Here is a 12,145-nt window from a genome sequence, read left to right on the forward strand (position 1 = left end):
CCGCCCTGGCACGTTCCGCGTCGGCGGTGACCGTCGGTGGCTGAGTTGACACGTGGTGTGCGGATCGGGGTGGATGTCGGTCAGGTGCGGGTGGGGATTTCCCGCTCGGACCCGGACGGGATCCTGGCGACGCCGCTGGTCACGCTGGCCCGGGACCTCACGGCGGCGCCCGACGCGGTGCCGAGCGACCTCGCCGAGTTGGCCGCGCTCGTCGCCGAGCACGAGGCGGTGGGGGTTGTCGTCGGACTTCCGGTCAATCTCGCCGGCAAGCACGGCCCCGCAGCCGTCCATGTGAAGGCGTACGCTGACCGACTGGTCGATGTGATAGCGCCCGTCCCGGTAACCCTCACTGACGAGAGGATGTCGACCGTGGTCGCTTCTCGTAGGCTTGCCGAGCGTGGCGTCCGAGGTAAACGTCAACGTGCGGTTGTCGATCAGGCGGCCGCAGTGGAGATCCTGCAGAGCTGGCTGGACGCGCAGCGGAGGCGGACGTAATGATCGACGATCTGGACCTTGGGTTCGACGAGCCGGAGCGGGGGGAGAAGGGCCGGCACCGGCGCAGCTTCCGTAAGCGCAACGGCAGGTCCGGTGGCGGCCGGGGCAAGACATTCCTGGCCCTGCTGATGGCCCTGGTCCTGTTGGGCGGCATCGGCGGTGGCGCTTTCTACGGCTTCGACCGCATCCAGAACTACTTCGTCACCCCCGACTACGACGGCGCCGGGTCCGGTGAGATCACCGTCGAGATCAAGAGCGGTGCGCTGCTGGCCGACATGGCCGACGCCCTGGTGGCGGCCGACGTGGTCAAGAGTCAGAAGGCGTTCGTCGAGGCGGCTGAAGCCAACTCGCGCAGCAAGAACATCCAGCCGGGCACGTACAAGCTGCGTAAGCAGATGAGCGGCGAGAGCGCCGTCACCGCGATGCTCGACCTGAAGAACAAGATCGTCAACGGGGTGACGATCCCCGAGGGTCGCACCAGCGGGAACGTCTACCGGCTGCTCTCCGAGAAGACCAAGATCCCGGTCAAGAACTTCCAGGCCGCGGCGAAGGACCCGGAGGCGCTCGGCGTCCCGGACTGGTGGTTCACCCGCGGCGACGGCAAGAAGGTCGTCAAGTCCATCGAGGGCTTCCTCTACCCGGACACGTACGAGATCCCGCCGAAGGCCACCGCGGAGAGCATTCTCAAGCTGATGGTGAACCGCTTCCTCTCGGTGACCGGGGAGATGAAGTTCGCCGACCGGGTGCAGAAGGAACGCGGCGGTGTCAGCCCGTACGAGGCGTTGATCGTCGCCTCGCTGGCCCAGGCCGAGGCGGGCAACGCCGACGACCTGGGCAAGGTCGCCCGGGTGGCCTACAACCGGGCGTACGGCGAGTTCCCCTGCAACTGCCTGGAGATGGACGTCACGGTCAACTACTACCTGGAGTCGATCGGCAAGCCGACCAAGTCGTCCAAGCAGATGACCGAGGCCGAGCTGAACGACCCGAAGAACCCGTACAACCGCAAGTTGCCGGGCATGATCCCCACGCCGATCAACAACCCCGGCAAGCAGGCCCTGGAAGGTGCGATGGCCCCGCCGCCAGGCAAGTGGCTCTTCTTCGTGGCGATCGACAAGCAGGGCCACTCGGAGTTCGCCGAGACGTCGGAGCAGCACGAGCGGAACAAGGACAAGGCCCGGGAGGCCGGGATCATCTGATGGCGCTCCGACGGCAGGTCGCGGTGGTGGGCAAGCCGATCGCGCACTCGCTCTCCCCGGTGATCCACAACGCCGGGTATGCCGCTGCCGGGCTGACCGGCTGGTCGTACACCCGGATCGAGTGCGCGGCCGCGGAGCTGCCGGATCTGGTCGCCGGCCTGGGCCCGGAGTGGGCCGGGCTGTCGGTGACCATGCCGGGCAAGGAGGCGGCGCTCGCCGTGGCCGACGCCGCGTCGCCGGTCGCCGTCGCCGTCGGCGCGGCCAACACGTTGGTACGCCGTCCCGACGGCTCCTGGTACGCGGACAACACCGACGTCGCCGGCATGGTGCAGGTGCTGACCGACGCCGGGGTGATGGCCGGCGCTGCCGTGACGGTGCTCGGTGCGGGCGGTACGGCCCGCGCCGCGCTCGCCGCCGCCGCGCAGCTGGCCTGCTCCTCGGTGACGGTGGTGGCGCGGCGTGCGGCGGCGGTCGACGAGCTGCGGCCGGTGGCGCGCGCTCTGGGCGTCGCGCTGACCCCCGCCGGCTGGGCCGACGCGCACCGGTATCTGTCCGCCGCCGGGGTGGCTGTCTCCACCGTGCCGAAGGGGGTCGCCGACCCGTTGGCCGGCGCGGTCGCCTGGCGGCCGGGCGCGGTCTTCTTCGACGCGCTCTACGACCCGTGGCCCACCCCGTTGGCTGCCTCCGCCGTCGCGGCCGGCCTGCGTGTGGTGTCCGGTCTGGACCTGCTGCTGGCCCAGGCGGTCGGGCAGTTCGAGCAGTTCACCGGGGTGGCCGCTCCGGTGGAGGCGATGCGGGAAGCCCTCCTGGCTGCGCGCCGGTAGAAATCGGCCTCCCACGCGGGGCGACCTTAGCGGAGAGTTAAGACGCGCTTACGGGAAACTGTCCTGCATACGACACCACCTGGTCGTCGATACGCTGCTGAGCGTTACGGAAGCAGATACAGGGAGTTTCCTTGGCCAGGCATGGACTGCACCGCAGCACTCGGATCCGCACCGCACCCCGGCGCAGGGCGATCGCCATCGGCGTGGTCGGCGGTGCGGTGGTCGCCGGCATCGTGGCGACCATGATGCCGCTGCTGGCCAGCGACGACCTGTCGATCCGGGCGGCGGCCGACACCACCGCGACCGCGGTGTCGCAGGACGGTGACAACGCGGCCAAGACGACGCTGGCCACCTGCCCGACGCGTTGCGACGGCAACCCGCGCGGTGGCCGCGAGGCGGTCATCGAGTTCGCCGTGACCACCGTGCCGGCCGCCGCGGTCAACCTCCGGGCGACGCTGCGGGTGCACGCCTGGCAGCAGTTCGCCGCCACGGTGACGGCGTACGCCTCACCGCTGAGCGCGCGCGAGGCGCGGCCGGCCCCGGCGTCGGCTGGTGACGCGCTGGACAGCGTGACGGCGGTGTCCAGCGGGTTCAACGAGTGGGACATCTCCAAGCTGGTCACCGGCAACGGCATCTGGACGGTCTCGCTGGCCCAGAGTGGCCTGGAGAGCCGGATCTACTGGGCGTCGGTCGACAACCGCAATCCGGACCTGCGCCCCAGCCTGATGGTCAGCTACGACATCGGGGCCTCGCCGTCGTCGCCGACCACCCGGTTGACGCCGGGCGCCGCCCGCACCACCAGCGTCCCGAAGCCACCGCCGACCGTCGCGCCGACGACCCGGACGCCCTCCGCCACGGCAACCCCCACCACCCCGACCGGTGGGTGCGGCTCGGTGTCGGACAAGCTCGTGCCCTCCTGTGGCGCCTGGTGGGGCATGTACTCGCCCGCCGGGGCGGCCGGCGGCTGGGACCACGGCAAGGCCGTCACCGACGTGGAGACGCAGGTCGGGCGCAGGTTCGACATCGTGCACCGCTACCACGACTTCTCCAACGCCGGCAGCAACGGCGCTTTCCCCGACGCGTACGAGCTGCGGCAGATGCGCGAGGGCCGGCTTTTGTTCTTCGCCTGGGAGTCCCGCGACTTCTCCGCCGGCGCCACCCTCACCTGGGCCGATGTCTACAGCGGCAGGCAGGATGCGACCATCGACGCGGTCGCGGGTCGCATTCGCGCCGCCGGCGTGCCGGTCTTCCTGGGCTTCGACCACGAGCCGGAGGACGAGCCGGCCAAGGGCAGCGACGCCGACTTCGTCCGTGCCTGGCGCTACGTCCACGACCGGTTCGCCACGGCGGGTACGACCAACGCGGTCTGGGTCTGGACGATGATGGGCTGGTCCGGGCATTATTCCCGGTACGCCGGCCTGTACCCGGGTGACCGCTACGTCGACTGGGTGGCCTACGACCCGTACAACTTCCACGTCTGCAACGGCAGCACGGTGTGGAAGAGCCCGAGCGCGACGGTCGGCGGTTTCTACGACTGGCTGGACGACAGCGGCATCGGCGCCGGTAAGCCCCGGATGCTCGCCGAGTTTGGCACCAACTTCAACTCCGCCGACCTGGGTGCCAAGCAACGCTGGTTCCAGGAGTTCCCGGCAGCGCTGAAAGCGCACCCGAAGATCAAGGCCGCCATCTACTTCAACTCGGCGGGCATGACCAGCCGTACGGCGAGCTGCGACATGACGATGAACCACGACGCCTCAGCGGTGGCGGGCTTTGCGCAGGCCGGACAGGACCCGTACCTGCGGCAGCCCACCGGAGTCAGCCGCTGACGGTCGCACGGGCGGTGGAGGAGGACCGATGACGGTGGCGGATACCAGGTGGCCGCGTGCCATGGACGTGGCCGGGCCTGTCGCCGGTCCGCCGGACGGCGGTGTCCGGCGGTGGTACTGATCTACGTCCTGGGGGCGGCGTCGGTGCTGGTGCCGGCCGTCCTGGTTCCGGTGGTGGCAACCCGTTGGGTGCCGGTCGCACGGGAGAGCCGAGCGGCGGACCGACTGCGCGTCGCGGTGGCCGGGCTCACCGAGGCTCTCGGCCGAGTCGGGGCCGCTCTCGTCGTCCTGCTCGCCGGGTCGGCGGCGGTGGTGACGATCTGCTGGCCCCTCGGTGAAGCGTTGTCCAGACTGGAGCCGTCCGTCGACCACCCGGTCTTCGACTACGTGCACGCCCGCCGTGTCGAGGGGTGGGCCGACGTCAACTCGTTCGTCACCGCGATCGGGGACCGGTACCCGCTCAAGTGGGTGACGGTGGTCGCGGCGGTCGGCTTCGTCATCGTCTGGCGGCGCCGTCGCTGGTGGATTCCGCTGCTGGCGTTGCCATTGCAGTTCGTCGTCGAGCAGTACACCCAGCAGGTCCTGGCGCTGACCGTGAACCGGGGGCACCCACCCACTGACCTCGGCACCTATCCCTCTGGCGGCTGCGCCCGGGTCCTGCTCACCTTCGGTACCATCGCGGTGCTGGCGGGGCTGACCTGGAACGTTCCGCGACGCGGCCGGATCGCCATCGCGACCGCGCTGGCCGTGCTGGTCTCCGTGGAGGGTTACACCCGGATCTATGCCGAGAAGCACTGGCTCACGGATGTGGTCGGTGGCTGGATCTTCGGCACCCTGTTGCTCGGCGTGATGGTGCTGGCGGTACTCGTCGCCGACGGGCGCGTGCGTCCACCCAGCCGGTCCGCCGACGCGGCACCGGTCGAGGTCACGACCAGCGCCTGACCCGTTCGTCGCATCGCCGTTCGACCACGGACGCACGAGGTGTCTGACACCCGACAGCGAAACCGCCCGCTGTCGTCGCGTTCGGCCATCGACCGTCCAATCGGCGGATATCGCCAACAGTGACCGAGGGGGCACGCTACGCAGGTTCTCGTCCAACTTGGAGGCGCAGCGTGCCCAAAGTTAGGCCCTCTCGACGATCTGCACGATTTCGTATCCGCGCGGCGGCAGTCGGTCTGGTGACCGTAGCCGCGGTGTTGACGGTCCCCTCCGCCGCCTCGGCCGCGGTGGTGCCGGCTCCCGAGACGGCGACCCTGGTGTCGACCAATCCCGCCGACGTCACCCCGCACGGCCGCGATGGCGAGAGCCGTGCCTTCGCGCAGGTCGGCTCGCAGGTGTACGTGGGGGGCAGTTTCACCCAGATTCGGCAGAACGCCTCCGCGGCGTGGCTCACCCAGAGTTACCTGTTCGCGTACGACCGGATCAGCGGAACCATCTCGACCACGTTCCTGCCGGTTCTCGACGGCCCGGTCAACACTCTGCTCGCCGGCCCGAACGGCACGCTCATCGTCGGCGGCGGGTTCAAGACCGTCAACGGTGTCTCCCGGAAGAACCTGGTGGCGCTGGACCCGACGACCGGTGCGACCATCGGCAGCTGGGTCGGTCGTTCGGACGGCGGCATGATCCGGGACATGGTGCTGCGCGGCAACTGGCTCTACGTCGCGGGCGCCTTCAACTGGCTGAACGGCGCCGCGCACTCCGGGCTGGGCCGACTCGACGCCACCACCGGCGCGATCGACCCGACGTTCAACATCAACGCCACGGTCGGGAGGCACGGCACCGGCTCGTACGGCTGGACGATCGATGTCACGCCGAACGGGCAGACCATGATCGCCGGCGGCAACTTCACCCTCGTGAACGGACTGCCCCGCAACCAGATGGCGATGATCGACCTCTCGGGCACGCCGACGCTGCTGGACTGGAGCACCGAGAAGTTCGTCGCGCCGTGCGCGGCGCCCACGACCTTCGTGCACTACGTCCAGGATGTGAAGTTCGGTGCGGACGGTAGTTGGTTCGTCGTCGGCACCAACGGCGGTGCCGGTTGGCCGGCGGCGTACTGCGACGCGCTGATCCGGTTCGAGACCGCGAACCGGGGTGGCGCTCAGCTCGGCACCTGGGTCGACTACACCGGCAACGACACCATCACCTCCGTGGAGGTGGCCGACAATGTCATCTACCTGGGCGGGCACTTCCGCTGGCTGAACAACCCGAACGCCAGCGACGCGGCCGGCGACGGGGCGATCGACCGACTCGGCATCGCCGCCGTCACTCCGGCGACCGGCCTGCCGCTGGCCTGGAATCCCGGCCGTCGCGGCAGCGCGTCCATGCCGGCCGGCACGAGCAACTGGGGTTCGCAGGTCCCGGTCCTCTGGCGAGGTAGCGACGGGCTCTACTTCGGGCACAACTCCGACGGAATGGGCAGCGAGTACCACGGCCGACTCGGGATGTTCCCGCTCGACGGCGGTCGCACCGTGGTCCCGAAGAACCCGCCGACCGCGACCACCGGCAACCTCTACCTCGGCACCGGCGAGGGCCAACTGGCCAAGGCTTCGTTCAACGGCGCGAGTGTCGGTACCCCCACCACGGTCAGCCAGCCCAACTACACCAATGCCGGTGCGACCTGGCGGGTGAGCGACCGCATCTACTGGGCGCACACGGTGGCCGGTACCCCGACCGGCAGCCGGATCGACGTCTCGATGTTCAATGGCGGCCCCATCGGCGTCCCCTGGGAATCGTCGGGGTTCAACGACTGGTTCAACGCCGCGGGCATGACCGGCGCGTTCTACCTCGGTGGCCGGCTGTACTACACACGCGGTGGCGCCAACGCGCTCTACTATCGCTACTTCGAGATCGACGGCAACTATCTGGGCGCCACCGAGTTCAGCCTGCAGACCACGGGTGTCACCTGGTCGTCGGTGCGCGGCATGGCCTGGGTCGGTGGACGGATCGTGTACGGCGGGAGCGACGGCACGCTGCGGAGCGTGGCGTTCGATCCCACGGCCGACCTGGCCGTCAACGGCGCGACCAGCACGGTGATCGCACCGGCGGGCGGAGGACTGACCTGGTCCACGCCCCGGATTTTCTTCTCCGTGCAGTGACGGCGGGCCCCACCGTCACGGAGAATCGATAGATCACGGTCGGGCCGGCGGCGGACCACGTCGCCGGCCTGAAGCGTCACGAGGGGAGGTGCCCCGCCGGTCGCAGGCGTCGACACGTCCAGGCAACTCACGACAGACGGTGAAGTTTCATGGCTGATGCACCTCCCGGTTCCTGGTCCGCCGACGCACTCGGCGGTGGGGGCACGTCGGCCCGGACGGTCACCTTGACGGACCTGCTCCGCGTCCCTCTGCACCGGATCCGGCTGGTGGGGGCGGTCGCCGCCGTTGGCCTCCTCGCCGCCCTCGGGTACGTGCTCCTCATGCCCAGCGCGGTCACCGCGAGCGCCGTGGTGGCGGTACGCCCGGTCGTCACCGACGCGTTCACTCCCAGCGGCGCCGCCGCCGACCGGGCGGTGAACATGAACGTGGAGAGTGGCATCGCCACCGGGACCGAGGTCGTGCAACGGCTCGCCGCCGAGGGTGGGGACCAGCGCGAGGTGCGGGACGCCCTGGAGGTGGAGGTGCCGACCGGCGGGCAGATCCTCCGCTTCTCGTACACCGGTCGCTCGGCCGACGACGCCGTCCGCAACGTCAACCTCGCTGCGCAGACCTACCTCGACGTACGACGGACGATGTACGAGAAGCAGCGGGCCGAGATGCTGAAGCGCTACGACGAGAGCATCGTGGAGGTGGACAAGCAGCGGCAGATCCTGCAGCGGCGAATAGTGAGTGCGCGGGACGGTTCGCTGGACGCGGCCATCGCCGAACTGGGCGGCACCAACAGTCAGCTCACCCAGTTGAGGTCGGCGCGGACAGAGATCGCGGCGGTCGACGTCAACCCGGGTTGGATCACGCAGAGCGCGGAAAATGTTCTGGTCTCCTCCGGCCGGCACGTCCTGCTCTACGTGCTGGCCGGGCTTTTCGGCGGCGTACTGCTGGGCGTGGTGCTGGCGTTCGCCTGGGAATCCGCGGACCGCCGGGTCCGATCGGTCCACGACGGACGGGACGTCACCGGCCTGCCGCTGCTCGGCACCGTGCGCGGCCGTTTGTTCGCCGGCCAACTGTTCGGCGGCCAACTGTTCGGCGGCCGGCGGAAGGTGGTGGACGCCGACATCCGGTACGTGGCGATGGCGATCGCCGAGCGGGTTCGCGAGCCGGCCCGGGTGGCGTTGCTGACCACGCGTGAGGACCCGAGCGCCATCACCGCCTCTCTGGCGGTCGCGCTCGCCGCGACCGGCCGGGACGTCTACGTGGCCGACGACAGCGGCCGCCTGGAGAGCCTGCGTGCGGCGGTGCTGGCGGACCGGGAGCAACTGCCCGCGGCGGCCAACTCGGCCCGTCCACTCGTCCCGAAGCCCCGGGGCGCCGATTCGGTGAGCGGCACGGGGGTCATCGGCCAGGTCCCCACCCGCCGTCCGTCTCCCTACCCGGTCGGCAGCCATCCGTCGAAGGACCCGGACGCCACCCTGACCCTGCCGCGAACGAGTCTCAACGCGACCGCGAGCGGCATGGGTACGGTCGGGAACAACACCGATGAGGTGCCCGTGGGCGCCGGCGGAGTGCGTTTCGGCACGTGGCGGCAGCGCGTCACCACCGGGGTCGTGCTCTTCAACGCGCCACCCTCCGAGGCCGACGAGCGTGGCGTCGCGGTGGCCCGCCAGGGCACGGCGGTCATCGTGGTCGAACAGGACAGGACCCGCCACAGCGACCTGCGCCGGCTCGCGGAGCGGCTTCGTGCGGCTGGCGTCACCCCGCTGGGTTTCGTGCTCACCGGCAGCGGACGGGGCTGACGGTGTCCGTCACCCTCGCCCTGGCGGCCAGCGAGCCGGAGGGGGAGGGTCCGTCGGTCATCGCGTCGCCGCTGCCACCGAGGCTGCCCCGTTGGCCGCTGCTGATCATGTTCGGTCTGGTCCCGCTGTGGTGGTTGGCCGGCGCGTTCTACCTGATCTGGCCGCTGTGCGGCGCGGTGCTGCTGGCGTTGCTGATCGTCCGGGGGCGGGTGCCGCTGCCTCCGGCCACCGGCGTCTGGCTGCTGTTTCTGGCTCTGGTGCTCCTCAGCGCCATCCAGCTGTCCTCGCCAGTCTCGCTGCTCCCCTTCGGTCTGCGGCTGGGCTACTACGTCACCGCTCTCGTGGTCGGCGGCTACGTCTACGTCTATGCCAGGGAGCGCGCCGACCCGGCGGCGGCGCTCGTGCCGATCTGCGCGTTCTGGTTCGGTCTGGTCCTGCTCGGCTGGCTTGGTGTGCTGGCGCCGCGATTCGAGCTGACCACCCCGATGGAGATGCTGCTGCCCGCTGGCCTGGCCGACCACCCGTACGTGCAGGATCTGGTCCACATCAGCGCCGCCGAGTACAGCGAACTGTCGCTCAACCCGATCTACCGTCCGGCGGCGCCGTTCCCGTATACCAACAACTACGGCAGCGCGTACGCGATGACGTTGCCGTGCGTCGTGGCGTTCACCATGTTGCGCCGCCGCGGATTCCTCCGTTGGGCGCTGCTGGTGTCGCTGCCGCTGTCGTTGGCACCGACCTTCCTCACCCTGAACCGGGTCATGTTCGTGAGCCTCGGCGTGGGTCTGGGCGTGCTCGGCGTGCGGGCCGCGCTGCGGGGAAACGTCCGGGTGGGCGCCTCCGTCGTCGGGGTCCTGGTCATCGCCGGGCTCACCGCTCTGGTGATCCCGGTCGCCGAGTTGATCAACAATCGGGTCGAGTCGAGCGACACGAACTCCGACCGGCTCTCCCTCTACGTAGAGGTCATCCGCCGTATCGGGGATTCACCGTGGCTCGGTTACGGCGCGCCGGTCAGCGTGGACACGGTCACGGCGGAGGTACCCGTCGGCACGCAGGGGCAACTCTGGATGGTGATGTTCAGCCACGGCATACCGGCGTTGCTCTGCTTCCTCGCCTGGTTCGTGATCGTCGCGTTGAGAAGCGCGCGGGCCCGCTCGGCACCCGGGCAGTGGCTGGCGGTGGTCCCGGTGATCTGTCTGGTGCAGATCCCGTTCTACGGCATGGCCGGCCCCACCATCACGATCGCCTTCTTCGGGGTCGCCGTCGCGCTGGCGCTCGCCGAGCGGGAAGCGGGCCTCCGGCGCGTCGACCGGGCCCACCCCTCTCGTCGGCGAAGGGCCGTGGCGGGATGACAGCCGGCACTCGCCCGGTCGTCGACTCCGGCCACGACGAGCCCTCGGTCGACGCCTCGACCGAGGCCCGGCGCAGCGTCCGGACGGGTGTCGCGGGTCTGGCCGGAGCCGCCACCAACGGTCTCCTTGGCTTCTTGCTGGTGGTCGTCATCACCCGCGGCTACGGCACGGTCGGCTCGGGGGCGTTCTTCACCGCTGTCGGCATCGTCACGGTCACCGCCGCGGTGTGCACCCTGGGTGCGGAGACCGGCCTCATCTGGATGCTGCCTCGCCGTCGCCTCGGAAGGCGAGGCGACGCTGCCCGGGTGCTCCCGGTGGCTCTCCTGCCGCCGCTGGTGGCCGCGGTCGTCGTCGGCCTCGTCGGGGTCTTCGCGGCGGGCGCGCTCGGGCCCCGCCTGCTGGACGCCGGCGATGGCGGTACGCCCCTGATCGCGGCCAGCTTCGCGGCGGTGCCGTTGGTGGTGGCGATGACGCTCCTGCTCGCCGTGGTGCGCGGTGTCCGTCCGATTCGGGCGTACCTCGGCGTGCAGTCCGTCCTGGTGCCGGTGGCCCGACCGGTGCTGGTCGGTGTGGCGGCCGTTGCCAGCGGTGGAGTGCTGGTCGGTCTGACCGGTTGGCTGGTCCCGGCGGCGCTCGCCGTCCTGGTCTGCCTGACGCTGGTGGCGGGTCCGCTCGGCGTCGGCCGGGGTGCGGCGCTGCGACCCGAGCGGGCCGACTGGTCGGCGTTCTGGAGCTTCGCGCTGCCCCGCGCCGCGTCGGCGGCGATCGACGCCAGCGCCGTCTGGGTGGGCGTCCTGCTCACCTCGGTGCTTGCCGGGCAGGCCGACGCCGGCGTCTTCGGCGCGGTCGGTCGCTACATCCTGGCCGGACAGTTGGCCATGCAGGGGCTGCGGGTCGCGGTGTCGCCGCAGTTGTCCCGGTTGCTGGGGCGCGGCGAGCGGGCCGCCGCCGCGGCGGTGCACCGGCAACTGACGATCTGGGCGCTGGTGCTGTCGTGGCCGGTCTACCTGCTGCTCGCGGTGTTCGGCCTGGCGTTCCTTGAGCTCTTCGGGCCCGAGTTCACCGCTGGCGCCACCGCCATGACCGTGCTCGCCCTGGCCATGCTGGTCAACACCGGTGTGGGAAACGTGCAGAGTCTGCTGCTGATGGGCGGGCGCAGCGGCCTGCACCTGACCGCGACGGTGATCGGGGTGGTGGTCACCGTCTCCCTCGGGCTGTGGCTTATTCCGGGGTACGGCGTGACCGGCGCGGCCGTCGCCTGGGCGGCCGGCATCGCCACCGAGAACCTGATCGCGTTCGGCTGTGCTCGGTCGGTGCTGGGTCAGCCGCTGGTCGATGCGGCGCTGCTGCGGGCGGCGGCCGGGGTGGTCGTCGGGGTGGGAATCGCGGCCCTGGTCGGCGTGCTCGCGGGCGGCCGGGGGATCCCTGGCCTGGTGGTGGCGTTGAGCGTGCTGGCTGCCGGCTGCGTCGGCTTGTTGACGGTGCCCGACGTGCGACGGTTCGTCCGGGCCACCATGAGGCAACTCCGTGCCACCTCGACGTCGCCGAAGGGCAGGTGAGAAGC

General features: G+C 70.4%; 9 protein-coding genes. All 9 read left to right on the forward strand.

All coding sequences use genetic code 11. The annotated features are described in order from the left end of the window. Positions 1 to 36 precede the first annotated feature (36 nt). Positions 37 to 495 (forward strand): Holliday junction resolvase RuvX, encoded by a 459-nt coding sequence (ruvX, locus tag HNR20_RS25280; protein ID WP_184184558.1) that lies wholly within the window; start codon positions 37 to 39, stop codon positions 493 to 495. Then, entirely contained in the window at positions 495 to 1,691 is a 1,197-nt protein-coding gene (gene mltG / locus HNR20_RS25285) for an endolytic transglycosylase MltG (protein WP_184184560.1), read from the forward strand. Before ruvX ends, mltG begins: the two co-directional genes overlap by 1 nt. Next, on the forward strand, positions 1,691 to 2,515 hold the full coding sequence (locus HNR20_RS25290; RefSeq protein ID WP_184184563.1) for a shikimate dehydrogenase: 825 nt from the start codon (positions 1,691 to 1,693) through the stop codon (positions 2,513 to 2,515). The genes mltG and HNR20_RS25290 overlap by 1 nt, the downstream gene beginning before the upstream one ends. Positions 2,516 to 2,646: 131 nt before the next feature. Further along, a complete protein-coding gene (locus HNR20_RS25295) occupies positions 2,647 to 4,341 on the forward strand; it encodes a glycoside hydrolase (RefSeq protein WP_184184566.1) in 1,695 nt (564 codons plus the stop codon). Between the two features lie 111 nt (positions 4,342 to 4,452). Then, positions 4,453 to 5,283 (forward strand): phosphatase PAP2 family protein, encoded by an 831-nt coding sequence (locus HNR20_RS25300; protein ID WP_184184568.1) that lies wholly within the window; start codon positions 4,453 to 4,455, stop codon positions 5,281 to 5,283. Between the two features lie 212 nt (positions 5,284 to 5,495). After that, on the forward strand, positions 5,496 to 7,439 hold the full coding sequence (locus tag HNR20_RS25305; RefSeq protein ID WP_184188968.1) for a hypothetical protein: 1,944 nt from the start codon (positions 5,496 to 5,498) through the stop codon (positions 7,437 to 7,439). 149 nt (positions 7,440 to 7,588) lie between these two features. Further along, on the forward strand, positions 7,589 to 9,229 hold the full coding sequence (locus tag HNR20_RS25310; RefSeq protein ID WP_184184571.1) for a lipopolysaccharide biosynthesis protein: 1,641 nt from the start codon (positions 7,589 to 7,591) through the stop codon (positions 9,227 to 9,229). 2 nt (positions 9,230 to 9,231) lie between these two features. Then, on the forward strand, positions 9,232 to 10,581 hold the full coding sequence (locus tag HNR20_RS25315) for an O-antigen ligase family protein (RefSeq protein ID WP_373291093.1): 1,350 nt from the start codon (positions 9,232 to 9,234) through the stop codon (positions 10,579 to 10,581). Continuing rightward, positions 10,578 to 12,140: a lipopolysaccharide biosynthesis protein gene (locus HNR20_RS25320; RefSeq protein WP_184184574.1), complete on the forward strand. Its 1,563-nt coding sequence runs from the start codon at positions 10,578 to 10,580 to the stop codon at positions 12,138 to 12,140. Before HNR20_RS25315 ends, HNR20_RS25320 begins: the two co-directional genes overlap by 4 nt. Positions 12,141 to 12,145: the final 5 nt, after the last annotated feature.

This window comes from Micromonospora parathelypteridis (assembly GCF_014201145.1).
In the GTDB taxonomy this organism is placed as follows: domain Bacteria; phylum Actinomycetota; class Actinomycetes; order Mycobacteriales; family Micromonosporaceae; genus Micromonospora; species Micromonospora parathelypteridis.

What these genes read in the sequence shown, in the direction of transcription:
- mltG (WP_184184560.1), top strand. Translation starts at nt 495, where the DNA reads ATGATCGACGATCTGGACCTTGGGTTCGACGAGCCGGAGCGGGGGGAG.
- HNR20_RS25320 (WP_184184574.1), top strand. Translation starts at nt 10,578, where the DNA reads ATGACAGCCGGCACTCGCCCGGTCGTCGACTCCGGCCACGACGAGCCC.
- HNR20_RS25290 (WP_184184563.1), top strand. Translation starts at nt 1,691, where the DNA reads ATGGCGCTCCGACGGCAGGTCGCGGTGGTGGGCAAGCCGATCGCGCAC.
- HNR20_RS25310 (WP_184184571.1), top strand. Translation starts at nt 7,589, where the DNA reads ATGGCTGATGCACCTCCCGGTTCCTGGTCCGCCGACGCACTCGGCGGT.